This window comes from Aurantibacter aestuarii, assembly GCF_003008425.1.
Lineage (GTDB): Bacteria > Bacteroidota > Bacteroidia > Flavobacteriales > Flavobacteriaceae > Aurantibacter > Aurantibacter aestuarii.
The window spans coordinates 77,893-101,319 of the sequence record NZ_PXOQ01000015.1; the positions used below are offsets into that span (position 1 = coordinate 77,893).

Below are 23,427 nucleotides of genomic sequence, written 5' to 3' on the forward strand. Positions count from 1 at the left end.
TGTGCCGAAAAATTATGCGTCATCTTTTTTGGAAAAAAAACTGAAGCAATTTCCACCATAAATTTTACTGTAATTAAAATACTCTAAAGTGTCTAATTTAGTGTATTTGCTATGTTCAACAATTAAAACACCATTTTCTGCAAGTAAATTTTGGTTAAAAACCAGTTCTGGTATTTTAGAAAATTGTTCTAAAGTAAAATCATAAGGTGGATCGGCAAAGATAACATCATACGTTTTGTTGTTTTGTTCTAAAAATTTATAAACATCACTTTTAACTGTATTAATAGACATTTCAAAAACATCGGATGTTTCATTAATAAATTTGATGCATCCAAAGTTTTCATCTACAGCGGTAATATCTTGTGTGCCTCTTGATGCAAACTCATAGCTAATATTTCCAGTGCCAGAAAATAAATCTAACACACTAATATCATCAAAATAATACGTGTTGTTTATAATGTTAAACAAGGCTTCTTTTGCCATGTCTGTAGTTGGTCTAACAGGAAGCTTTTTTGGAGCTGTTAAACGTCTTCCTTTGAATTCGCCCGATATTATTCTCATGACAATGCACTAATTAGGTTAAAATAACGATGTTTATGAGTTATTTCTTGCTTAAAGGTATAATTAAAATCAAGTTCTAGTAAACTCACATGTCTTATGTATTTATAAATTATGTGATAAACAGCATCATCAGTATTAACATGTCCTAATAGTTTTACTTGAATAAGCTCTGGATTAAGCTGAAGTTGTTCAAATGTAAATAGTACATAATACAAGATGTCTTCAGGTGTTTGGTATTCAAAATGATTGAAGAATAAAAGTTTTTCAGCCTCAAAAATAATTAGATCAAACTGATAATTTGAAATGTTAACATAAACCTGTTTAGAGGTATTATTTTTCTCTAAAACTGAAAGTTTATCTACAAGAATGCTAGAAGAATGCATAAATGTAAAGCTTCCAAATTTATCAAATATGTAATTATTAATGTTTGTAAAAGGAATATAAACACACTGTAATTCTAAATAATTTAATGGGTCAACTTCAACGAGATCTGTTGCTAAAATTTTAGTGTTGAATTTTAAATAATCGGCGACACAATCTTTATTAAAAATAGAAGAAGGAACTAGGGTAGACCAATTATTTTGATGTAATACAATAACATCTGTAAACGAATCTCTTAATATAGCGTGATTGTCGAAAACATTTTGAGTGGCTTCTAAAAGAGATTCTGGATTTTTAAAATCATCAAATACTACATTTTCAATATGAGTTATTTGATTAGAATCTTTATCTAGTACACAAAAAGAAAGTCCACTCAAATTAATTTGAATGGACAATACTTTATTGTTATTAATATGTTCTGTATTATTCGTTACTGCCATAAGTTTTTGGCCAGTTACCTATAGTTTTAACTTCATCCATAGATCCAACTTTAATTGCATCTCCATTTACACCTTCTACAGATATAACTTGGTTTTCTTTTAAAATTAAATCGTTAGGTTGGTCATGTAATATTTTTCTCTTCTTAACAGAAGCTTCAAATACTGGGATTTTTGTATCAGAAGTAGTTAAATATCCAGCATCTAATTTAAATTTTGTGCCTTCTTTAGCAAAAGGAACATTCATCATTGTTTTATAACGATTTGAACTTTTAAATAAAGAGTCTTTAACAGATGCATAACCTAGTGTATCTACTAAAACAATTTCTTTATAAGTGGTAACACCACCGTAACGTTTTGTTAATTCTTCATCAACAATACTAGAATCTCTTCTTTGAGTTAATGTGAATTTTCCTGTTTCAATAAATTTAATTAAACTGTCATAGCTTTTTGTAAACTTTCCATTTACTTCTTTATAAGCTAATTCAGAATCTCTAATGTCTATTAATTTTTCAATAGCTTTGGCATATCGCTCTTCTTTTATTTCATTAAATTTAATTTCCTCGTAAACCGACATGTAGGTAAAGTAACCTAATGCAATAATAACAGCCCATAAAACAATATGCACAACTGGTCTTAGTTTATTAGGAACAAATTTATCAATTAACCAAACTATAGCAATTGTTAAAACAATAGCAAGAATAATGTATAGAATCATCTTTTAAATTTATTTATGTTTCAACAAATCTACAATTTTTTTTTATTCGTAAAAACCTAAAATCCGTTAAATTCAATTTATATTTACATTCCTATCAAATTTAACCGGATTATATGACGAGTCAAGAATTCTATGTGCTTATTAAACAGGACTTTCCGTTTTCTCCTACGCAAACACAAAGTGAATTACTTCTGCATTTGTCTCAATTTATTTTCGATAAGTCAAAAAATCAACTGTTTTTATTAAAAGGTTATGCCGGTACTGGTAAAACTACTGTAATAGGTACTATTGTTAAAAATTTATGGAAAGCAAAATATAGCTCTGTTTTAATGGCTCCAACAGGTAGGGCAGCTAAAGTAATTTCAAATTACTCCAAAAAGGAAGCTTTTACAATACACAAAAAAATTTATTTCCCAAAAAAAGAAAAAAACGGCGGTGTCAAATTTGTATTACAACCCAATAAGCATAAAAACACCGTTTTTATTGTGGATGAGGCCAGTATGATTCCAGATACACCTGGCGACTCAAAACTTTTTGAAAATGGTTCTTTGTTAGATGATTTAATGCAGTATGTATACCAAGGACATAACTGTAAATTATTGTTAATTGGAGATACAGCGCAATTACCACCAGTAAAATTAGATTTAAGTCCTGCTTTAGACGAAAATACTTTGGCTTTAAATTATAATAAGGACGTTAAAAAAATAGAACTTACTGAGGTTGTAAGACAAGGATTAGATTCAGGGATTTTATTAAATGCTACAGAGTTGAGAGAGACACTTGCAGGTCATTTTTTCGATAGTTTTAAATTTAATATTTCTGGAGCTAGTGATGTAGTTAGATTAGTAGATGGTTACGAGATTATGGATGCCATTAATGATGCTTACAGTAATTTAGGTTATGAAGACACAACAATTATTGTACGAAGTAATAAACGTGCTAATCTTTATAATAAGCAAATTAGGGAACGTATTTTGTTTAATGAACATGAAATTTCTTCTGGAGATTATTTAATGGTTGTAAAAAATAATTACTTCTGGATTAAGCCTAGTACGGAAGCTGGTTTTATTGCTAATGGTGATATTGTTGAAATTCTTGAAATATTTAGCATTACAGAATTGTACGGATTTAAATTTGCAGAAGTTAAAATAAGAATGGTAGATTATCCAAAAATGAAACCCTTTGAAACTGTATTGCTACTGGATACTATAAGTTCAGAGTCCGCTTCGCTAACGTATGAAGAGTCAAACCAACTCTATCAAAAAGTACAAGAAGATTATAAAGATGAAAGCAGTAATTATAAGCGTTTTTTAAAAATTAAAAGTAATAAGCACTTTAACGCTTTACAGGTTAAATTTTCTTACGCTATTACTTGTCATAAGTCCCAAGGTGGACAGTGGAACACCGTATTTGTAGAGCAACCCTATTTACCAAATGGAATAGATAGAGATTATTTAAGATGGTTATATACCGCCATTACTCGAGCAAAAGAAAAACTGTATCTTATAGGTTTTAAAAATGATTTCTTTGTTGATGATTAAAAGATTTTAAACAGGAATTAACAATTTGCCACATATAAAATCTTATTTTTGAATACGGTTTTAAAAAATTTCGATAATGAAAATAATAGCAATGATACCTGCCAGATATAGTGCCAGTAGGTTTCCTGGTAAGTTAATGCAGGATTTAAACGGTAAGCCGGTAATTACTAGAACTTATCAAGCTACAGTAAATACTAATTTGTTTGATGATGTTATTGTTGTTACGGATAGTACTATCATTTTCAACGAAATTAAGTCTGTTGGAGGTAAAGTCATGATGAGTAAAAAAGAACATGACTGTGGAAGCGATCGAATAGCAGAAGCTGTTGAAGATTTAGATATAGATATAGTTATAAACGTACAGGGCGATGAGCCATTTACAGAAGTAGAATCTCTTAAAAAATTAATACAAGTTTTTAAAGATGATACTTCTAAACAAGTAGACTTAGCATCTTTAATGGTGCATATCACAGACGAGGACGAAATAAAAAACCCTAATACGGTAAAAGTTATTACAGATCAAAACAATTTTGCGCTTTATTTCTCTAGAAGTCCAATTCCTTATCCGAGAGATACAGAAGTAGAAACGCAATATTTTAAACATAAAGGTGTGTACGCTTTTCGTAAGCAAGCCATTATGGACTTCTATAATTTGCCAATGTTAATGCTTGAGGCATCAGAAAAAATAGAATGTATCCGTTATTTAGAATACGGAAAACGTATAAAAATGGTAGAAACTCATGTTCAAGGTGTTGAAATTGATACACCAGAAGATTTAGAACGCGCTAAAAAAATTTGGAAATAAGATTTGGAGTATTTGAATACAACGTACCAACATATTAAAGTTATAGGTTTTGATGCAGACGATACTCTATGGGTTAATGAAACTTACTTTCGTGACGCTGAAGAGGAATTTGCAGAATTATTAAGTCAGTTTGAAACAAAAAATAAAATTGATCAAGAACTTTTTAAAAAGGAAATAGAAAATCTGCCAACTTATGGTTATGGTGTCAAGGGTTTTACACTTTCTATGGTCGAAATGGCGTTAGAACTTTCTAATTTCAGTATTTCAAATAAAACAATAGCTCACATTCTTAATATAGGAAAGCGTATGCTTAATCAAGAAGTTGAATTGCTACCAGATGTAGAAAATACCTTGAAAAAATTAAGTAATAAGTTTAAGCTTATTGTGATTACCAAAGGAGATTTACTGGATCAAGAAAGAAAACTAGAAAAATCTAATTTGTTAGAGTATTTTCATCATATAGAGGTGGTAAGTGATAAGAAGGAAGAAAACTATAAAAAAGTACTAAATCACTTAGAGATTCATCCTTCAGAGTTTTTAATGATAGGAAATTCTCTAAAATCAGATGTGTTACCATTAATTCATATAAATGCAAATGCAATTCATATTCCATTTCATACCACTTGGCAACATGAAGAGGCTCAGGTAAATACCGAAATGAGTAAGAAATACTTGACATTAAAAAGCATAAATGAATTATTAGAATTATTAGATTAATAAAAAAAACGATATTTTTATCGAGATATTAAAATATAAATGAATTATAAGAATTTTCCAATGGTGTCCAAAGTTGTCTTTGGAAGAGGTAGTTTTAATCAATTAGGTGATATTTTGGAACCTAAACGATTAAATACGGAAGCACCATTTATATTTTTTGTAGACGATATTTTTAAGGGAGATGCCTGGCTGTGTTCGCGCATTCCATTATCATACAACGATAAAATTATTTATGTTTCTACGGTTGAAGAACCTAAAACTTCTCAAATTGATGCCTTAGTAGAACAAATAGTGTTAGATTTTGCGTTAAAGCCATCTGGAATAATTGGTATTGGTGGCGGTAGCACTTTAGATATTGCTAAAGCAGTGTCCCTTATGCTTACCAATGATGGAGAATCTTCAAAATACCAAGGCTGGGATTTAATTAAAAATCCAGGAATATTTCATGTAGGTATTCCAACTATTTCTGGAACAGGAGCAGAGGTGTCTCGAACTACAATTTTAACTGGTCCAAAATTAAAACTAGGTATAAATAGTGACTTTACGCCATTTGACCAAGTAGTATTGGATCCAGAGCTTACTAAAAATGTTCCTAAAGATCAGTGGTTTTACACTGGTATGGATTGTTTTGTTCATTGTATTGAATCTTTAAATGGAACTTACCTAAATGCATTTAGCAGAACTTATGGAGAAAAAGCGTTAGAGCTTTGTGAAGCTATATTTTTAGGCGATGAGTTGACAGAAGAAGAAGCTCAAGACCAATTAATGATGGCAAGTTGGCATGGTGGTATGAGCATTGCTTACTCTCAAGTTGGTGTAGCTCATGCTTTAAGTTATGGTTTAGGGTTTCTTTTAGGAATAAAACACGGTATTGGAAACTGTATTGTATTCGATCATTTAGAAGAATTTTATCCTGAAGGTGTTAAAACATTTAAGGCGATGAAAGCAAAGCATCGTATTAATTTACCTCAAGGTATTTGTAGTCAATTGTCTAATGAGGAATTTGATACTATGATAACCGTTGCGTTAAGTTTAGAACCTTTATGGGAAAATGCAATAGGAGCTAATTGGAAGTCTGTAATTACAAGAGATAAGCTAAGAGCTTTATACCAGAAAATGTAATATGAGATGGTTAGCTCGGATTATTTATTTTAAAATTTTAGGCTGGAGATATACGGGAAATTTAAACTTTTCAAAAGATACCGTAAAAAAGGCTGTAATTATTTCTGCACCTCACACTAGTTATTCAGATTTTTTTATTGGTCTTTATCTAAGAAAAATCATTGGGGTTAAAACCAACTTTGTTGCCAAAAAAGAACTATTTACTTGGCCGTTTGGTTATTATTTTAAAATGGTTGGTGGTATTGCCTTAGACCGAACATCTGGTCAAAATAAAGTAGAGGCGATATCTAAATTATTCAAAAACAAAGAAGAATTTCGATTAACATTAGCGCCAGAAGGTACACGAAAAAAAGTTTCCGACTGGAAAACAGGCTTCTATTACATTGCTCAAAAAGCAAATGTCCCTATTATTATGTTTACATTAGATTTTGAAAACAAGGTTAACCATATTTCTGAACCTTATTATCTTACTAATAATTTTGAAAAAGATATGGCTTACTTAAAATCTTTTTTTAAAGGTGTTAAAGGAAAAATTGAAAAATATTCTTAATTAGATTTTTTTAATAAAACTTTAATAATTTATGTTAAATACGTTATAAAGTCACAAAGTAATTCTGTTTTATATAAAATGATTATCCATATTGCGTAGAGGTTATGTAGGAAAGTTAAAATGCTGTTAAAGCTTTAAACCATTAAAACCTACAAATAAACCATTACGTACATAGACTAACAAATCAATTAAAAACAAGTATTATGAAAAACAAAACAAAATTTTTAGGAGCTGTATTATTTACAGCATTGGCATTCGTTTCATGTAGTGATGACGATGATGCAACAGTAGTAGTGGGTACACCAACTCCAGGAGTTACTGCGCAAACAAGATTATTTGCCACGAGTAATGGAGGAAGTTCAATTGTGAATTACAATTTAACAGATTTAAATAATATAACAACTAAAACTTTTATAACAGCAAATGCTAATGCAGATGGTGTATACTATGATGCAAGTACGGACCTAGCAGTGGTTGCTAACAGAAACACTAATAGTTTAGATGCCTATAATAGTATCAACATAAATAATAGTGGTGTTGCTGTTGTTTCGGACTTTAGTTCTACAGCAGATATGTCTTCTCCAAGAGAAGTTACAGTAAAGGGGAATTTTTATGTTGTTGCAAATAGCAATCCAGATGGATTGGATGCTACTGCAGATGGAGAATTTTACATTTATCAAAAGAGCGGTAATTCGTTCACACTACGTAATGTAGTGTCTGTTGCATTTGATGTATGGAGTGGAGTTTTTGTAGGTGACGATTTTTATGTAGTTGTTGATAAAACAGGTGATTTAGCAGTTTTTAATAACTTTTTAGCAGCTAATACAGTAGATGCAACTGTAGCTCCTTCAAAGAGAATTACAATAGAAGGAATTACAAGAACTCACGGTATTACATTTGATGCTTCAACAGGAACTGGAATTATGACAGATATTGCTACAGTAGGAGTTGCTGGTGCAGAAGCTGATGGTGGATTCCACGTTATTGCTGATTTTGAATCTAAAGTTGCAGCTGTTGCAGATGGAGGAACTTTATTAATTGCAGGAAATCAAGTAAGAGTAGCTGGTTCTAATACAATGTTAGGTAACCCTGTAGATGTAGCATTCGACGGTTCTACTGGAATTGTATATATAGCAGAAGCTGCAAATGGAAAGATTTTAGCTTTTAGTAATGTTTCAGCAGGAGGAAATTTAACTCCAATTGTTGATAACGATTTATCAGGAGCTTCATCGGTATATTTATCTAAAGAATAATTATATCATTATATAATGTTAAAAGAGCCTCATTTTTTGAGGCTCTTTTTTTATATATGATTTCATCAGATTAAAATTGAACTTTATCGAATTTTATTGAAAGATTTAGTAATTAAACCTACATTTAAATAAATACTTAATTATGAAGCAATTTTATATTTTGTTTTTATTTGGATTAGTTACGCAAGCACAAGTTAATTTTGTTAATAGAGCTGTAGATATGAATATGCAAATCTCTACAGGAGATTCTCAATATGGAAGTGGTGTTTCTTTTCAAGATTTTGATAACGATGGTTTAGATGATATAACTTTAGGTACAGAAACAGGACAACCTATTTTTTTTTATAAAAACATGGGTAATTCGTTTCAACTACAAGCGTTAAATATACCTGCAAATACCTCTCAGCATAAACAAATTAATTGGGTAGACATAGATAATGATGGTGATAAAGATTTGTTTGTAGCTAGTAATGTCGTTGGGAATAAGTTATATATTAATGACGGTAGTTTTAATTTTACGGATATTACCAATACAACAGGTTTACCTACAGCGAATATCTTTACAAACGGAGCGTCTTGGGGAGATTATAATAACGATGGATTTTTAGACGTTTTCTTATCTAACAGAGACTCTAGTGGTGTTAATCCTAATATGCTTTTTAAAAATAATGGAAATAACACCTTTACTAATGTTTCAAATAGCTCTGGAATAGGAGAGTACTCGGTACTTTCTTTTTGTTCTGCTTTTTTCGATTATAATAATGATGGCTTTCAGGATATTTATATCGCTAACGATCGGGTAATTTATCCAAATATATTATATAAAAATAATGGAGACGGGACTTTTACAGATGTAAGTACAGTTTCTGGAGCAGGGATTTCAATAGACGCTATGTCTACTACTATAGATGATTTTGATAGTGATGGTTTTTTAGATATTTATGTTACCAACACACCAAATGGTAATGTGTTTTTAAGAAATAATGGAGATGAAACCTTTACAAATATTGCTTCTGCTACCGGAACTACATTTAACAGTATTGCTTGGGGCTCTGTTTTTTTAGATGCTGAAAATGATGCCGATTTAGATTTATACGTAAGTGGTTCTTTAGATGGTTCTAACCCAAGTTTACCGTCTGCTGCATTTTACCTTAATAATGCAAATAATACATTTACATTAACTACAAATTGTGGATTTTCTGGAGATAATTTAGAAAGTTTTTCAAATGCTATTGGCGATTTTAATAATGACGGTTTGTCTGATATTGTGGTAAATAATGCAAATAATAATAATATTTTACTTTGGAAGAATGAATCTGTAACGTCTAACAATTTTCTTAAAGTTAAACTACAAGGCACTTTAAGTAATCGTGATGGTGTAGGTTCAAAAATTGAAATTTCTATTAATGGAGAAAAGCAGTATAGATACACTTTAAATGGTGAAGGTTATATTGCTCAAAACGCTTCTACTGAAATTTTTGGACTTGGACAAGCTACACAAGTTGATTATATAAAAGTAACCTGGTTAAGTGGTGTTGTAGATATATATAATAATATCGCTTCAAACCAAACCGTAACTATTATAGAAAATACTAGTATTTTATCTACTCAAGACTTTTCTTCTAAAGCATTAAGCTTGTTTCCTAATCCAGCAACTGATAATCTTTTTATTAAAGGTTTAGCTGAAGAAAGCCAAATTTCTGTTTTTAGTATTTTAGGTCAAAATGTTATGACTGTTGATAATAAGCAGTTAAAAAATGAAGCATTAAATATTAGTAGCTTGGAAAAAGGCATTTATATGTTAAAAATTACTACTCAAAACTCTAATCAGACAAAATACCTTAAATTTATTAAAGACTAATTTCTTAAAAATCAGAGTTTTGATAAGCTCCTAGATCTGGAGCAGCTGTTCTGTCATTTGTTAAGATATCTTGTGGCACCTGAGTGGCAAAAGTAGCATTTCCTTGATTAATCGCTGGAGAAGTCGTGCTAATAATCATTTGGTTTTTTTCAGTGTTTCTAAACTGTGGGTCAAAATTATATATATTTCCTTCGTAAAGCGATGTATTAGAAAAAACATAATTAGCACCACTAAAACTAGTGTCATTTACAGGGAATTTAATTAGACAATTGGTAAATTTAAAATTAAAAGTTACACTATTGCTGTCGTCTTGTAACTCATCTACAATAAACTCTGCTGTATCGTTACCATAAATAATACAGTTATTAAAGTTCGCTTCAGTTAAGTCTGCTAAAAATATAGAAGTATTTGTTTCTAAAAAGTTATTAATTAGAAGTGCGGGTAATTGTCTGGAGCTATTTGTCCAATAGTTACCAATAGTACTGTGAGTAACATTATATTTTCCGCCAAGTGTGGCAGCAAAGCTGGATTGACCAGAATTGTTTATAACTAAATTTTCAGCTCTAATAGAGGTGTTTCTTCCTAAAATTCCAAAATTACTAGAATTGTAAATCTGAGTGTTTGTTATGGTAAGCTTGTCATTTGGTGCGTCAGCATTTTCATCACTTAAAATAGCCACAGTTGCGTTTTTAATAGTGGCGTAATTAATGGTATTATTAACACTATTTTCAAAAAACCATAGTGTTCCCCATTGTCCAGCTACATCGCTAAAGCCAGGTTCTAAGCGGTCGCCCTCAAAGATAATTTCATTTTCTAAATTTTCTTGATCTAAACTATGGGCGCCATTTGCATTTAAGGTCGCATTTTCCGATACTAAAATGCCTGAATTGGCATGAAAATGCACACGAGCTCCAGCGTTTATTGTTAGCGTTTGTCCATTAGGAACTGCAGCATACCCATAAATTACATAAGGTTTTTCATTTGTAAACGTTAATTCTGTAGGGTCAAGTTCTCGACCTTCAATTTCGGTTTCCAAAACTTCTCCATTTACATTTAAAGTTAGGGTTTCAACTATATTATTAGCATCTCTATCTGGAAAAATAAATACCGCGTCTTTAACCAAAGTAACCAGATCCACTTGCTGTAGATTAGATCCAGAGTCAAAAAGAATTTGGTCTGTATATAAAAATTCGGTAGCAGGTAAAGGGTTTTGAGACGTGTCAAATGTTGTTTCTACAAAAATAAATAAGCTGTCTTTTGCTAAAAGCTCTACATTTTCAAAGCTTTTTCCAGGAACACCATCTACATTTAATCGGTAACCAGAACTTTCTCCATTGGCTAACCTTATGGTTGGAATAGAAATATCATCTCCACTAGGATTGTAAACCTTTAAATTGTAAGTACTAGAACCAATATTTGCAAATATTGTGTCTAAGTAAACCGTTGTTTTAGAAAATTGAAGATTTCCAGAACTTGGTGCAAACTCAAAATCTTTTCGGCAAGAGCTCCAAAGTAAAATAAATGAGGTAAAAAAAGAAATGTATAGCAATCGTTTCATAAATGTAAAACCTAAGGGTACTTACAAATATAACTTTTTAAAAAAGTAAATATTATTTTATTTGAAACAATTCATAATCTCTGGAGTAATTCGGTTTGGTTTTTTAGTGATTTGATTGAATAAACACCAGGTAGTAATCGAGCTGGCTAAAAGTGTTTGTGTTTTTTTATTATAAAACTCCACAATTCTTTTTGAGGTTACACCGCTATTTTCCTTTATATAGGTCTTAACTTCTATAACGTCGTTTAAAAAACCTGGCTTTTTATATGTAATATGATGTTCTAGTAAAACCCAGAAGTAATTTTTGTTTATAGTTGGCGTTACTGCATCTTCCCAATGTGCAATAGCGATATCTTGTACCCAACTAACATATTGGATATTGTTAACATGTTGTAGGTAGTCTATATGTTCTGGTTGAACTGTTATATTTGAAGTGAATTCTTTCATCTAAATTTGAATAACTCTATTTGGGCTTAAAACTTATTCAATAATTTTAACTTCAAATAATTTATCCCAGCGTTTACCGGTAACAAAAATAGTTTTGGTCTCTGGATTGTAAGCAATGCCATTTAAAACATCTAAACCTTCATGCTTGGTCACTTTGTTTTTAAGCGATGTAAAATCTATAATGGCTTTGGTAGCTCCGTTTTTAGGATTTACAATAACCACACCATCACGTTGATAAATATTTCCATAAATCTCACCATCAATCCATTCTAATTCATTTAAAGCACCAATTTTACCTTTATTAGTATAAATCTGGATATAATCTTCTTCAACTAAATTTTCGGCATTTAATGTCCATATTTTTTCTGTGCCATCACTTTTATAAAGCTTAGTACCATCATTACAAAGACCCCAACCTTCTTTACTCTTACCGTAATTAAAACTGTTTTTGCGTTCTAGAGTTTCTAAATCATATATAAACCCTTTTCCTTTTTGCCAAGTTAACTGGTAAATATTATCATTTAGAATTGTTAACCCTTCACCAAAATAAGCTTGATCTAGATCTATGGTTTTAAGGACTTCTCCAGTTTTATAATCTAATTTTCTTAATTTGGACTCTCCGTATTGCCCAGTACTTTCGTATAAAACCCCATTCTTAAATTCTAATCCTTGCGTATAAGAAGTGATGTCATGTGGATAAGTGTTAATAATTTCAAATTTTAAAACTTTTGGAGCAGCATCATTTAAAATGGTAATATTTGTTTTTAAGGTGTCAAGTTCATCTTCATAAGAAACGTGAGCCTCTACAGTATGTAAACCTAATTTAAAACTAGTTAAAGCGGTACTTTTTTCGATAGTTTTGCCATCTAGTAAAAAAATAGTACCCGATATTGTATGATTTTTAGGGTTTTTAATAGAAAGTTCTAAAAGTTCATTAATGGCAATTGTTTCATTTTTAGCGTTTGTTTGAAGGGCAAAGTCGCTTTTTTTATTTGAATTTGATTCGCCACAAGACTGTAATACTAGGGCTAAAATTATGATTGTAAGTGATTTATAAAGTTGCATAATAATAAGTATATAAATAGCAAGGTATTTATTAAAATTCACTTTAAAAAATCATTGTGAAAATATTAAAAGGTTGTATATTTGCAACCGGCAAGTCCTACACAACCAGCTCCTGTTGAATCCTCCAGGTCGGGAACGAAGCAAAGGTAAATGGTCGTAGCGGTGTGATGTAGGTAGCTTGCCTTTTTTTGTGTCTTAAATTTAGCTTTAGCTAAAACAATATATAAAGATTTGAAAACGGTTCTGTTTTTAAATCTTTTTTTATTTATACGTATTTCTGTCTAAAACCTTATTAATTTTGCGCTATTATAAAATTATCTAATATGAGGTCTAAAGTCGTTTTAATAACAGGTGGTTCTTCTGGAATAGGAAAATCTATTGGTGAATATTTACATGATAGGAATTACAAAGTTTATGGAACAAGCCGAAACCCTTCCAGCTATCCAGATTCTAAAATTAAATTGGTTGCTTTAGATGTTAAAGAGTCTACTTCAATACAAAAAGCCATTCAAGGGGTTATTCAAATTGAAGGTGCTATTGATGTTTTAATTAATAATGCAGGTGTTGGAATTACAGGACCTTTGGAAGAAATTCCGGAAGAACAGATACAGCATAATTTTGAGGTGAACTGTTTTGGTCCCATGCGTGTTATAAATGCAGTGTTACCACAAATGCGCTTACAAAACTCTGGTTTAATAATTAACATTACTTCTATAGCTGGATATATGGGGTTGCCTTATCGGGGTGTTTATAGTGCAAGTAAAGGAGCTCTAGAGTTATTAACCGAAGCGTACCGTATAGAGTTAAAAGATTTTAATATAAAAATGGCAAATCTTGCACCTGGTGATTTTGCCACTAATATTGCTGCGGGACGTTTTCATGCACCAATTTTAACAGATTCGCCCTACTATAGGCCTTATTCCAAAGTACTAAAAGCAGTAGATGAAGATGTCAATAAGGCAAATAACCCTTTACAAGTAGCAAAAAGTATTGAAAGCATAATAACCACCAAAAACCCTAAAACGCATTATAAAGTTGGAGCTTTTATGCAGAAAGCTTCTATAATTTTGAAATTTATTTTACCAGATAAAGTATATGAAAAAATGCTTATTAACCATTATAAATTGTAATTTTATATTCTCATAAAAACATATTAACATGAAATTTTTTATAGACACCGCAAACTTAGACCAGATAAAAGAAGCTCAAAATATGGGGATTTTAGATGGTGTAACCACAAATCCATCCTTAATGGCCAAAGAAGGCATTACAGGGCATGATAATATTTTAAAACATTACGTCGACATTTGTAAAATTGTGGAAGGCGATGTTAGTGCTGAAGTAATTGCAACAGATTTTGAGGGCATGGTTAAAGAAGGCGAAGCGTTAGCGGAGTTAAATGACCAAATTGTAGTAAAACTACCAATGATAAAAGATGGTATTAAAGCCTGTAAATATTTTAGCGATAGAGGAATAAAAACCAATGTTACTCTGGTTTTTTCTCCGGGCCAAGCACTACTGGCAGCAAAAGCAGGTGCAACTTATGTATCTCCTTTTATTGGTCGTTTGGATGATATTTCTACAGATGGACTTAATTTAATAGCAGAAATTCGTCATATTTATGATAATTACGGATTTCAAACAGAAATTTTAGCTGCTTCAGTACGTCACACCATGCATATTATAGACTGTGCAAAATTAGGTGCAGATGTTATGACTGGTCCATTAAGTGCTATAGAAGGCTTACTTAAGCATCCACTAACAGATATTGGTTTAGCTAAATTTTTAGAAGATCATAAAAAAGCTAATCAATAAAATTATATTATTGATCATAGTACAAAAAGAGCTTCAATTTTATTGAAGCTCTTTTTGTTTAAATATTAAAAATATTGATTACTTAATGATTTAATAGTTCAACAAGTTGCTGCTCAAAATCTACCGAAAACATATTGGCTTTTGGGTTAATGATTTTAGCATTTTTATCGACTAAAAACACATTATTAATAGGTTTAATAGCTAAAAGATCTTTAGCATTTAAAGGGTTTTTAAAGTGAAATTCGTTGTATTGTGTCAAGCCGTTTTGTTGTAATATAGCAGCTTGCTTTTTACTTGAAATATTATCGGTATTTATTGCTATAAATTTAACCTCAGGATATTTTTGCATTAATTCGGCTGCCTTTTTATGCGAATCAATTAAATGGTATTTATTATTTGCCGTCCAAAAATATAAAACAGTAGGCTTTGTAATTTCGGAGCTTAACAATTCTTCTTCATCCAGCTTGTTAATTATTGTTAACTCTGGTAATTGCAGACCTGGTTTAAGACGTTTGTAGGAGTTAATAATTTTAGCAGCCTTGTCTATATTGTCTGGGTTAGTATTAATCCTTTTAAATGCAGTTAGCATTTGGTCAAAATCCTCAACGTTTTTAGAATCGTTTAGATAACGTATCATATAATAATAAGAAATATCATTTTTTATTGGTTGGAATGATATTTTTTGGTCAATAAGTTTAAAACGATCTAAATTATAATGAAGAGATGTGTTATTATAAGTAGAATCTTTTGAATGACTAAAATGCTCTTGTAAAGCTAATGTGTTAAAATGAAATCTTAAAAACGTTTTATAAGGGTAATAATTTTGAATTTTTTCATTATTATAATTAATGTCTTTTCTATAGTCAAAAAAAGTAGCATCTAAACCATTTAAAACTTCAATCTCATCTTTGTCAAGTCGTGCAAATGGATAAAACTCTTTACTAAAATAGTTTTGGAAATTTATAGTTGCAGTCGCCAAAGCATTAAAATCTTCACTAGTATTGTTTTTTGAGCTAAACTGTTTTAATCGGCTTAATTTTTTATCCCGGATACTATCAATTTTATCTCTAAAGGTATTACATGGTAACTGACTAAACTTTAAAAAAACTTCTTCTTCTTTTTCATTTTCTAAAAATTGGTTGATAAGAAAGTTATTTTCTTTACTACCAATACCTGTGAATGTTAAGGACTCATCAAAGTCTATAGTATTTAATCTAAATATTAAACTATCTCCTTTTTGTATAAAAACAGACTGCGCTTCTCTACCATCAAAAAAATTGTATAGACCTGGTTCAAAATTTTTAAATTGATGCAAAAAACTTCCTGTCGCATCCAAACTAAATGTATCTATAATTGTGTTTTTATAATCTCTTAAAGTTATTTGATTAGAGTTTTTGTTTTTTATGGTTCCTCCAAAATAGGTGTTTTCACTGCGTTTCTCATTTTCTTTACTACAAGTAAATAAAAGAGGAAATAGGAGAAGTAAGTAGAGTAGAGGTCTAAGAGTCATATCTGGGTTTAAAATTCTATTACAAATTTAATTTTTACAAGTTTTTATGTTGTTAAAGCGCTGTTAAATCTTAGTTTACACTAATTTATGCATACAATTCAGTATGTTTTTTCTACTTTTGCAGCAAATTTATAATTTCATATTTTTTTAATTCTTTTTATTTTTTAAATAAATGATCTAAAGAGAATTTTAATTAAGAAAAAACACGACACAATATTTATGTTATCAGTTTCAAATCTATCTGTTCAATTTGGTAAACGCGTCCTTTTTGATGAAGTCAATACAACCTTTAATAATGGTAATTGTTATGGGATTATTGGGGCAAATGGTGCTGGAAAATCTACTTTTTTAAAGATTATTTCTGGACAAATTGAGCCAACATCTGGTCATGTTCATTTAGAACCGGGTAAACGTATGTCGGTTTTAACACAAGACCACAACAAGCATGATGAAGACACTGTTTTAGAAACCGTTTTAAAAGGAAATAAACCTTTATATAAACTAAAGTCTGAAATAGACGCATTATACGCGGATTATACCGATGAAAATGCAGAAAAAATCGGAGAGCTTCAGGTTCAATTTGAAGAAATGAACGGTTGGAATGCAGACAGTGATGCTGCTTCCATGCTATCTAATCTTGGTATTAAAGAAGAGTATCATTACACATTAATGGGCGACTTGGATGGTAAACAAAAAGTACGTGTTTTATTGGCACAAGCTTTATTTGGAAATCCAGATGTGTTAATTATGGATGAGCCTACAAACGATCTTGATTATGAAACTATTAACTGGTTAGAAAATTTCCTTGCTAATTATGAAAATTGTGTGATTGTGGTTTCTCACGACAGACACTTTTTAGACGCGGTATGTACTCACATTTCGGATATTGACTTTGCTAAAATTAACCATTATTCAGGAAATTATACTTTCTGGTATGAGTCTTCTCAGTTAGCTGCAAGACAACATGCGCAACAAAATAAAAAAGCTGAAGAAAAGAAAAAAGAACTTGAGGAATTTATTCGTCGTTTCTCTGCCAATGTAGCAAAAAGTAAACAGGCTACCAGTAGAAAGAAGATGATAGACAAGTTAAATATTGAAGATATAAGACGTACCAGTCGACGTTATCCTGCTATTATTTTTGATAGAGATAGAGAAGCTGGAGATCAGATTTTAAATGTTGAAGGTTTATCGGCTTCGTTAGATGGAGAGGTATTATTTAAAAATATCGATTTAAATTTAGCAAAAGGAGATAAGGTTGTCCTATATTCTAGAGATTCAAGAGCAACAACTGCTTTTTATGAAATTTTAAATAATAATCAAAAAGCAGATTCTGGAGAATTTGCTTGGGGCGTTACTACAACACAGTCGTATTTACCTCTAGATAATAGTTCGTTTTTTACAGATGAATCCTTAACATTAGTAGATTGGCTACGCCAGTGGGCTCAAACTGAAGAGGAACGTGAAGAGGTTCATATACGTGGGTTTTTAGGAAAAATGATTTTTAGTGGTGAAGAAGCACTAAAAAAATGTAATGTGTTGTCTGGAGGAGAAAAGGTGCGTTGTATGTTATCTCGAATGATGATGACCAGAGCTAACGTTTTAATGCTAGATGAACCTACAAACCATTTAGATTTAGAAAGTATTACAGCATTTAATAATTCATTAAAAAACTTTAAAGGGACAGTGTTGTTTACAACTCATGACCACGAATTTGCACAAACTGTCGCAAATAGAGTTGTAGAGCTTACTCCTAATGGTGTTATAGACCGTTATACTACTTTTGATGAGTATATGCAGGATAAGAAAATTAAGGAGTTAAGACAAACCATGTACGCTTAAACTCTTATCTATAGTTATAAAAAAAGCCCGAAACACATGTTCGGGCTTTTTTTATGACTTTTCAAGAGAACTTTTAATTCCTTCTATAATGGTTTTAGCTTGAGATAATTCATCATTATGTACGTAGAGTTCTTGAGTTCCGGTTCCTGCTAGTGCAGTACCAAAACCTGCGAGTCTACCAGACTCTGTTTCGTCCTTTACTATAGGACTTATATTAATTTCCTTTAACGCATTCACCATTTGTTGAACAACTAAAAAATGGCCTGTATAAACTAAAGTATAATTTGATTCTGACATAATTCATCTATTTTATAGTATAAGTTAATCAAATCAGCTAAATACAATACTTTATTTAATTAAAATTTAACTAAGCGTTATAATATTTACTGTTCCAATTAGCACTACTAACATTTTTTCCCTGAGAAAACGCGTAAAAAATGGTAACGCCAACCACCGATTTAAACATGAATAAAAATAGAATTATAAATTGAGCACTTTGCGTGTCGCTATTTAAAATTTTATAATTAAATATATAAGTTATCAAGAAACTTAATAATAAGGCAGAAATTAAAACATTCTCTAAATTTTTAAATGGAAGCATACTTAGTTTTCGTAGTGGATGCAAATCATTTCCCCATTTATGGATTAAATAATAATAACCATTACCTATTGGAGCAAACAGAAGTGGATCGTCTGCATTTTCTAATTTAAATAATTTTGCAGGCGCTATAATTTTAAATCCGGAAAGCTTGGTATTATGAGATTTTTCTAAATACTTTATTTTTTGAATAGCTTCTAATGGAAATTCATTTTTAAAGTATTTAGTATCTAAAAATCGTAACCTGTAATCTATACAAATAGACTTTATACTATTAATATGATAGATGTTTTTGGTTTCAAGTAAATCAAAATTGAAATGGTTTTCTTTTGAAAGCTTACCACCGGATTGTAGAGTTTTACTAATTTGAAGTTCCTTAGCTGTGTCTGCTTTTAAAATAGCTTCAACTTGTTCTAATAAATTTGATGTTTCTTTAGATTGCTGTCTTGCTAATTGGGTTTCTAAGTTAACTGGTTGTAAAGCCATAGCTGTAATTTTTAAATTAAAAATAACAGATATTCTCCTTAAAAACAAGACTTTAACTTTTTAGTCTATTTTGTTTAAGGCTTTAAAAACAATGTGTTTCTAAAGCCTTATTTTATCAAGAGTATTAAAATTGAACATTAAACAATTTTAATGTTTTGGAGCTGTAAAAAATTTGTATAGGTTATAAAATCCAAACCCAATAAATCCAAATGTTAGTACAATTCTGTATGTTTCATATTCAGCACCAAGCATATAATGTTGGTATAAACGATAACTCCCAAAACCAATTAAAAATAGACCAATAATTAAATCCCATTTATTTTGAGGTCGTTGCGGTTTTGTTTCCATTATCGTAATTCAGCTTTTAATTTAGTTGTAAAATTATCTTGCAGTTTAGACATTACTTTATCTACCTGCTTATCGGTTAATGTTTTGTGTTCATCTCTAAACGTAAAGCTAACTGCGTAACTTTTCTTACCATCAGGAAGATTTTTACCTTCATAAACATCAAATAAATTAACGTCTTTTAAAAGTTGTTTTTCTGTTTGTTTAGCAATGGTGTAAATGTCTTCAAAACTTACCGCTTCATCTAAAAGTAAAGCAAAGTCTCTTCTAGATTCAGGATATTTAGGAATATCTGTGAACTTTATTTTATTGCGTTTTGCTATTTCAAGAATATTATCCCAATTAAAATCGGCATAATATAAAGGCTTGCTAATATCAAAATGTTTAAGAATTTGTTTTTTTACTGCACCAAATTGTACAATTTCAGTTTTACCTAAATAATAGGCTTGCCCATCTGTAAAAATATCTTGAGTTACAGGTTTAGCGTTATAACGATTTATACCTAAACGTTCAAGAATTAAAGAAATAACACCTTTAATATAGAAAAAGTCGGTTTCACTTTTTGGAGAATTCCAATTTTCTACAGTTTTGTTTCCTGTAATTAGTAAGGATAAGTGTTTAAATTCTTCTCGTTTGTCTCCAAAATTATGGTAGGTTTTACCAAATTCAAAAAACTTTAAATCGCTATTTTTTCTATTACTGTTATGTCTTACAGCTTCTAATCCAGAAAATAATAAAGATTGTCTTAATACCGATAAATCATTGCTTAAAGGATTTAGCATGGTAATATTATGCTCTTCCTTTAAAAGCTTGCTTAAAGAAATATAATTTGGTGTGGTTAATGAATTAGCCATCATCTCGTAAAAGCCGATTCCAGCTAAATGATTACCAATAATATTCTGAATTTTATGATCGTCAAAACGTGAAGAGTTTGCTATAGAAGCATTTAACTTAGAAGTCGTCTCAATGTTATTATAGCCATAAACACGTAAAATTTCCTCAATCACATCTGCTTCACGGGTCACATCATTTCTGTAGGCAGGAATGGTTAAGCCTAAACCTGTTTCCGTGACGTTATTAATTTTAATTTCTAAAGAAGTCAAAATAGATTTTATAGTTTCTCTAGGTATTTCCTGACCAATTAATTTATTAGTGTTTTCAAAACTTAATCTTACCTGAAAATCTTCAATTTTATTGGTGTAAATATCTGTTAATTCACTAGAAATTTCTCCGCCTGCTAATTCTTTAATAAGTAGTGCAGCACGTTTTAAGGCATATTCGGTAATATTTGGGTCAATGCCTCGCTCAAAACGAAATGAAGCATCTGTATTTAATGCATGTCTTTTAGCCGTTTTACGTACACTTACCGGATTAAAATACGCACTTTCTAAAAAGATGCTTGTAGTTTCAGCTGTAACACCAGAATTTAAACCACCAAATACGCCTGCAATACATAATGGTTTTTCGGCATCACATATCATTAAATCTTCCTGATCTAATTCACGTTCAACACCATCTAAAGTTGTAAATTTCGTGCCTTGTGCTAAGGTTTTAACTTCTATTTTCTGACCTGTAATTTTTGACGCATCAAACGCATGTAAAGGTTGCCCTAAATCATGTAGCACGTAATTAGTTGCATCTACCACATTATTTATAGGTGCCAATCCAATAGCTTTTAATCGATTTTGAAGCCACTCTGGAGAATCTGAGACTTTTAAGTTAGAAATAGTAACACCACAATATCTAGGTGCTTTTTCTTTATCCAGAACATCAACATCTATTTTTAAAGTTCTACTATCGACCTGATAAGCACTTACCGATGGTGTAATTAATTCTATATTTACGCCTTTTGCCAATAAACCAGCTTTTAAATCTCTTGCAGTACCAAAATGACTCATGGCATCTGCACGGTTAGGTGTTAAGCCAATTTCAAAAACCTGGTCATTTTCAATTTTAAAAAGGTCTGCACATTTAGTACCTACTTTCACATCTTCAGCTAATACCATAATGCCATCATGAGATTTACCTAGACCTAATTCGTCTTCGGCGCAAATCATACCATGACTTTCTTCACCTCTAATTTTGCCGTTTTTTATGGTCCAAGCTTCACCTTCTTCAGTATAAAGTGTTGTGCCAATAGTCGCAACAGGTACTTTTTGTCCGACAGCAACATTAGGAGCTCCGCAAACAATTTGTAAAGGTTCGTCTGTTCCAATGTTTACAGTGGTTACTTTTAATTTATCGGCATTAGAATGCTGTTCGCAAGTTAAAACTTCACCTACAACAACACCTTCCAAACCACCTTTTACACTTTGGTAATTGGCAACACCTTCAACTTCTAAACCTAAATCGGTTAAAAGTTCACTGGTAGCATCTGTATCCCAATCTGTTTGAATAAATTGTTTAAGCCAATTATAAGAAATTTTCATGTTTACTAACTTTAAGACCGCAAATATAATAATTGTTTGAGCGGTATAAAATTGAAAGTTTCTTTTATTTGTAAGTATTTTATCGTTATTTCGATGAATTAAAAAAACTTTATAAAAATGAAATACTTATATATTCTGTTTGCAGTATTTGTGTTAAGCGCATGTAAGGAATCTGCTAAAGAAAATCTAGAAACAAGCATGACCGAAAACCGTTTGTTAGAAACGACGTATAGAGGAGAATTAAAAGTAAACGACTCTTTAAATTTGCCGTTTTTGTTTAAAGTGTTAAACGATTCTACTTTGGAGGTTTATAATGCTGAAGAGGTAATTACAGTTGATGAAATTACTTACGAAAATGATTCGGTTTTTATTAAACTGCCTGTTTTTGAAGGTTTTATTAAAGCAAAGATAGATGAAGATAAATTGACAGGTGCTTTTGTTATGCCTGAAAAAGAACGTGTTATGGCGTTTTCCGCAAGCTCAAACACTAATCGTTTTGAAGAAGAAAAAGCAGCGACACAGTCATTAGAAGGTGTTTGGGAAACCACTTTTAGTCCAGAGAGTACAGAAGGCCAATATATGGCAAAAGGTATATTTAAGCAAAACGGACAAAAAATTACAGGGACTTTTAGAACTACAACTGGAGACTATAGATTTTTAGAAGGTGTTATGAATGGTAATGAGTTTGAGCTGTCTACGTTTGATGGTGCACATGCATTCTTTTTTAAAGGTACAGTAAATGGAGAACAACTTAAAGGACAGTTTTACTCTGGAAACCATTGGAATGAGCCTTTTATTGCTAAAAAAAATGAGGCTTACGAATTACCAGATGAAAACAGTTTAACGTATTTAAAAGATGGTTATGAAACTATTGAGTTTTCTTTCCCAGACGAAACCGGAAATATGGTTTCTTTGAATGATGAGCGTTTTAAAAATAAAGTGGTTTTGTTACAAATTATGGGAACTTGGTGTCCTAATTGTTTAGATGAAAGCAGATATTTAGCAGATTATTATAAAACCAATAACAATGGTTTAGAGATTATTGGTTTAGCTTTTGAGTATGTTAAAACTGAAGAAAAAGCCTTTAATAACATTAAACGATTAAAGGACCGTTTAGGGATTACTTATCCTATTTTATTGGCGCAAGTAGGTTCTTCTAGTAAAGAAAAAGCTAACGATAAACTGCCTATGCTAAATCAGGTTTTAAGTTATCCAACAACTATTTTTATAGATAAAAAAGGTAAAGTTCGTAAAATTCAGACTGGTTTTAACGGTCCAGCTACGGGCGATAAATATGTTGAATTTAAAGAAGAATTTGAGAGTTTTGTGAATCAACTCAAAGCAGAAGAGTAGAAGTTGAAGCTTATAAATAAAAAAAGCCTTTAAATA

General features: G+C 30.8%; 22 protein-coding genes and 1 other RNA gene. 12 read left to right on the forward strand and 11 right to left on the reverse strand.

Translation table 11 applies throughout. The annotated features are described in order from the left end of the window. Positions 1-12: 12 nt before the first annotated feature. Genes C7H52_RS11630 through C7H52_RS11640 form a run of 3 tightly spaced genes read right to left on the reverse strand, consistent with a single transcriptional unit; the run spans position 13 to position 2,097 of the window. Complete coding sequence (locus tag C7H52_RS11630) at positions 13-561, reverse strand: RsmD family RNA methyltransferase (RefSeq protein ID WP_106464078.1); 549 nt, start codon at positions 559-561, stop codon at positions 13-15. After that, positions 558-1,382, reverse strand: a complete 825-nt coding sequence (locus C7H52_RS11635; RefSeq protein ID WP_106464079.1) for a DUF3822 family protein — start codon at positions 1,380-1,382, stop codon at positions 558-560. The genes C7H52_RS11630 and C7H52_RS11635 overlap by 4 nt, the downstream gene beginning before the upstream one ends. Beyond that, positions 1,366-2,097 (reverse strand): hypothetical protein, encoded by a 732-nt coding sequence (locus C7H52_RS11640; protein ID WP_106464080.1) that lies wholly within the window; start codon positions 2,095-2,097, stop codon positions 1,366-1,368. The genes C7H52_RS11635 and C7H52_RS11640 overlap by 17 nt, the downstream gene beginning before the upstream one ends. 113 nt (positions 2,098-2,210) lie before the next feature. Here C7H52_RS11640 and C7H52_RS11645 point away from each other — a divergent pair, with 113 nt between their 5' ends. From C7H52_RS11645 to C7H52_RS11675, 7 genes are all read left to right on the forward strand, one after another. Then, complete coding sequence (locus C7H52_RS11645) at positions 2,211-3,638, forward strand: ATP-dependent DNA helicase (protein ID WP_106464081.1); 1,428 nt, start codon at positions 2,211-2,213, stop codon at positions 3,636-3,638. A gap of 76 nt (positions 3,639-3,714) precedes the next feature. Beyond that, entirely contained in the window at positions 3,715-4,443 is a 729-nt protein-coding gene (kdsB, locus tag C7H52_RS11650; protein ID WP_106464082.1) for a 3-deoxy-manno-octulosonate cytidylyltransferase, read from the forward strand. Between the two features lie 12 nt (positions 4,444-4,455). Continuing rightward, positions 4,456-5,160, forward strand: coding sequence for an HAD family hydrolase (locus tag C7H52_RS11655; RefSeq protein WP_106464083.1), 705 nt, complete (start codon positions 4,456-4,458; stop codon positions 5,158-5,160). A gap of 39 nt (positions 5,161-5,199) precedes the next feature. Next, entirely contained in the window at positions 5,200-6,282 is a 1,083-nt protein-coding gene (locus C7H52_RS11660) for an iron-containing alcohol dehydrogenase family protein (RefSeq protein ID WP_106464084.1), read from the forward strand. A gap of 1 nt (position 6,283) precedes the next feature. Continuing rightward, positions 6,284-6,832 carry a 1-acyl-sn-glycerol-3-phosphate acyltransferase gene (locus C7H52_RS11665; protein ID WP_106464085.1) on the forward strand — a complete coding sequence of 183 codons (549 nt, stop codon included), beginning with the start codon at positions 6,284-6,286 and terminating at the stop codon, positions 6,830-6,832. 203 nt (positions 6,833-7,035) lie between these two features. After that, positions 7,036-8,085: a hypothetical protein gene (locus tag C7H52_RS11670; protein ID WP_106464086.1), complete on the forward strand. Its 1,050-nt coding sequence runs from the start codon at positions 7,036-7,038 to the stop codon at positions 8,083-8,085. 142 nt (positions 8,086-8,227) lie between these two features. Beyond that, positions 8,228-9,946 (forward strand): FG-GAP-like repeat-containing protein, encoded by a 1,719-nt coding sequence (locus C7H52_RS11675; protein ID WP_106464087.1) that lies wholly within the window; start codon positions 8,228-8,230, stop codon positions 9,944-9,946. 4 nt (positions 9,947-9,950) lie between these two features. Here the strand turns inward: C7H52_RS11675 and C7H52_RS11680 are convergent, their stop codons facing one another. From C7H52_RS11680 to C7H52_RS11690, 3 genes are read right to left on the reverse strand one after another with little or no spacing between them, the layout of a single operon-like run. Next, positions 9,951-11,504 carry a hypothetical protein gene (locus C7H52_RS11680; protein ID WP_106464088.1) on the reverse strand — a complete coding sequence of 518 codons (1,554 nt, stop codon included), beginning with the start codon at positions 11,502-11,504 and terminating at the stop codon, positions 9,951-9,953. 57 nt (positions 11,505-11,561) lie between these two features. After that, a complete protein-coding gene (locus C7H52_RS11685; RefSeq protein WP_106464089.1) occupies positions 11,562-11,951 on the reverse strand; it encodes an acyl-CoA thioesterase in 390 nt (129 codons plus the stop codon). Between the two features lie 33 nt (positions 11,952-11,984). Then, positions 11,985-13,016, reverse strand: coding sequence for a glutaminyl-peptide cyclotransferase (locus C7H52_RS11690; protein WP_106464090.1), 1,032 nt, complete (start codon positions 13,014-13,016; stop codon positions 11,985-11,987). Between the two features lie 88 nt (positions 13,017-13,104). Between C7H52_RS11690 and ffs the strand changes: the two genes are divergently transcribed. The 3 genes from ffs to fsa all read left to right on the forward strand — a co-directional run bounded on the left by ffs (position 13,105) and on the right by fsa (position 14,831). Continuing rightward, an RNA gene (ffs, locus tag C7H52_RS11695) (signal recognition particle sRNA small type) lies at positions 13,105-13,203 on the forward strand. A 136-nt stretch (positions 13,204-13,339) separates the two neighbouring features. Continuing rightward, positions 13,340-14,146, forward strand: a complete 807-nt coding sequence (locus C7H52_RS11700; protein ID WP_106464091.1) for an SDR family oxidoreductase — start codon at positions 13,340-13,342, stop codon at positions 14,144-14,146. A gap of 28 nt (positions 14,147-14,174) precedes the next feature. Then, the gene (gene fsa, locus C7H52_RS11705) at positions 14,175-14,831 is read left to right on the forward strand and encodes a fructose-6-phosphate aldolase (RefSeq protein WP_106464092.1); all 657 of its coding nucleotides are present in this window, start codon (positions 14,175-14,177) and stop codon (positions 14,829-14,831) included. Between the two features lie 82 nt (positions 14,832-14,913). Here fsa and C7H52_RS11710 read toward each other — a convergent pair whose 3' ends face one another. Further along, positions 14,914-16,341 carry a TlpA family protein disulfide reductase gene (locus C7H52_RS11710; RefSeq protein ID WP_106464093.1) on the reverse strand — a complete coding sequence of 476 codons (1,428 nt, stop codon included), beginning with the start codon at positions 16,339-16,341 and terminating at the stop codon, positions 14,914-14,916. Between the two features lie 219 nt (positions 16,342-16,560). On the opposite strand from C7H52_RS11710, the gene C7H52_RS11715 reads away from it, so the two are divergent. Beyond that, entirely contained in the window at positions 16,561-18,180 is a 1,620-nt protein-coding gene (locus tag C7H52_RS11715) for an ABC-F family ATP-binding cassette domain-containing protein (RefSeq protein WP_106464094.1), read from the forward strand. 51 nt (positions 18,181-18,231) lie between these two features. On the opposite strand, the gene C7H52_RS11720 is transcribed toward C7H52_RS11715, so the two are convergent. The 4 genes from C7H52_RS11720 to pheT form a co-directional block, all read right to left on the reverse strand. Continuing rightward, positions 18,232-18,477 (reverse strand): putative signal transducing protein, encoded by a 246-nt coding sequence (locus C7H52_RS11720; protein WP_106464095.1) that lies wholly within the window; start codon positions 18,475-18,477, stop codon positions 18,232-18,234. Between the two features lie 70 nt (positions 18,478-18,547). Then, complete coding sequence (locus C7H52_RS11725) at positions 18,548-19,264, reverse strand: hypothetical protein (protein WP_106464096.1); 717 nt, start codon at positions 19,262-19,264, stop codon at positions 18,548-18,550. 147 nt (positions 19,265-19,411) lie between these two features. Then, positions 19,412-19,612, reverse strand: coding sequence for a hypothetical protein (locus C7H52_RS11730; protein WP_106464097.1), 201 nt, complete (start codon positions 19,610-19,612; stop codon positions 19,412-19,414). Continuing rightward, positions 19,612-22,065 (reverse strand): phenylalanine--tRNA ligase subunit beta, encoded by a 2,454-nt coding sequence (gene pheT, locus C7H52_RS11735; RefSeq protein WP_394336022.1) that lies wholly within the window; start codon positions 22,063-22,065, stop codon positions 19,612-19,614. The genes C7H52_RS11730 and pheT overlap by 1 nt, the downstream gene beginning before the upstream one ends. Before the next feature lie 90 nt (positions 22,066-22,155). Between pheT and C7H52_RS11740 the strand changes: the two genes are divergently transcribed. Then, positions 22,156-23,391 carry a peroxiredoxin family protein gene (locus tag C7H52_RS11740; protein WP_106464099.1) on the forward strand — a complete coding sequence of 412 codons (1,236 nt, stop codon included), beginning with the start codon at positions 22,156-22,158 and terminating at the stop codon, positions 23,389-23,391. Positions 23,392-23,427 lie beyond the last annotated feature (36 nt).

Excerpts from the sequence above, each read along its gene's own strand:
- C7H52_RS11680 (WP_106464088.1), bottom strand. The coding sequence starts at position 11,504 with ATGAAACGATTGCTATACATTTCTTTTTTTACCTCATTTATTTTACTT.
- C7H52_RS11660 (WP_106464084.1), top strand. The coding sequence starts at position 5,200 with ATGAATTATAAGAATTTTCCAATGGTGTCCAAAGTTGTCTTTGGAAGA.
- C7H52_RS11740 (WP_106464099.1), top strand. The coding sequence starts at position 22,156 with ATGAAATACTTATATATTCTGTTTGCAGTATTTGTGTTAAGCGCATGT.
- C7H52_RS11715 (WP_106464094.1), top strand. The coding sequence starts at position 16,561 with ATGTTATCAGTTTCAAATCTATCTGTTCAATTTGGTAAACGCGTCCTT.
- fsa (WP_106464092.1), top strand. The coding sequence starts at position 14,175 with ATGAAATTTTTTATAGACACCGCAAACTTAGACCAGATAAAAGAAGCT.
- C7H52_RS11725 (WP_106464096.1), bottom strand. The coding sequence starts at position 19,264 with ATGGCTTTACAACCAGTTAACTTAGAAACCCAATTAGCAAGACAGCAA.
- C7H52_RS11690 (WP_106464090.1), bottom strand. The coding sequence starts at position 13,016 with ATGCAACTTTATAAATCACTTACAATCATAATTTTAGCCCTAGTATTA.
- C7H52_RS11685 (WP_106464089.1), bottom strand. The coding sequence starts at position 11,951 with ATGAAAGAATTCACTTCAAATATAACAGTTCAACCAGAACATATAGAC.
- C7H52_RS11635 (WP_106464079.1), bottom strand. The coding sequence starts at position 1,382 with ATGGCAGTAACGAATAATACAGAACATATTAATAACAATAAAGTATTG.
- C7H52_RS11710 (WP_106464093.1), bottom strand. The coding sequence starts at position 16,341 with ATGACTCTTAGACCTCTACTCTACTTACTTCTCCTATTTCCTCTTTTA.
- C7H52_RS11665 (WP_106464085.1), top strand. The coding sequence starts at position 6,284 with ATGAGATGGTTAGCTCGGATTATTTATTTTAAAATTTTAGGCTGGAGA.
- C7H52_RS11640 (WP_106464080.1), bottom strand. The coding sequence starts at position 2,097 with ATGATTCTATACATTATTCTTGCTATTGTTTTAACAATTGCTATAGTT.
- C7H52_RS11720 (WP_106464095.1), bottom strand. The coding sequence starts at position 18,477 with ATGTCAGAATCAAATTATACTTTAGTTTATACAGGCCATTTTTTAGTT.
- C7H52_RS11670 (WP_106464086.1), top strand. The coding sequence starts at position 7,036 with ATGAAAAACAAAACAAAATTTTTAGGAGCTGTATTATTTACAGCATTG.
- C7H52_RS11700 (WP_106464091.1), top strand. The coding sequence starts at position 13,340 with ATGAGGTCTAAAGTCGTTTTAATAACAGGTGGTTCTTCTGGAATAGGA.
- C7H52_RS11645 (WP_106464081.1), top strand. The coding sequence starts at position 2,211 with ATGACGAGTCAAGAATTCTATGTGCTTATTAAACAGGACTTTCCGTTT.
- C7H52_RS11675 (WP_106464087.1), top strand. The coding sequence starts at position 8,228 with ATGAAGCAATTTTATATTTTGTTTTTATTTGGATTAGTTACGCAAGCA.
- C7H52_RS11730 (WP_106464097.1), bottom strand. The coding sequence starts at position 19,612 with ATGGAAACAAAACCGCAACGACCTCAAAATAAATGGGATTTAATTATT.
- C7H52_RS11630 (WP_106464078.1), bottom strand. The coding sequence starts at position 561 with ATGAGAATAATATCGGGCGAATTCAAAGGAAGACGTTTAACAGCTCCA.
- kdsB (WP_106464082.1), top strand. The coding sequence starts at position 3,715 with ATGAAAATAATAGCAATGATACCTGCCAGATATAGTGCCAGTAGGTTT.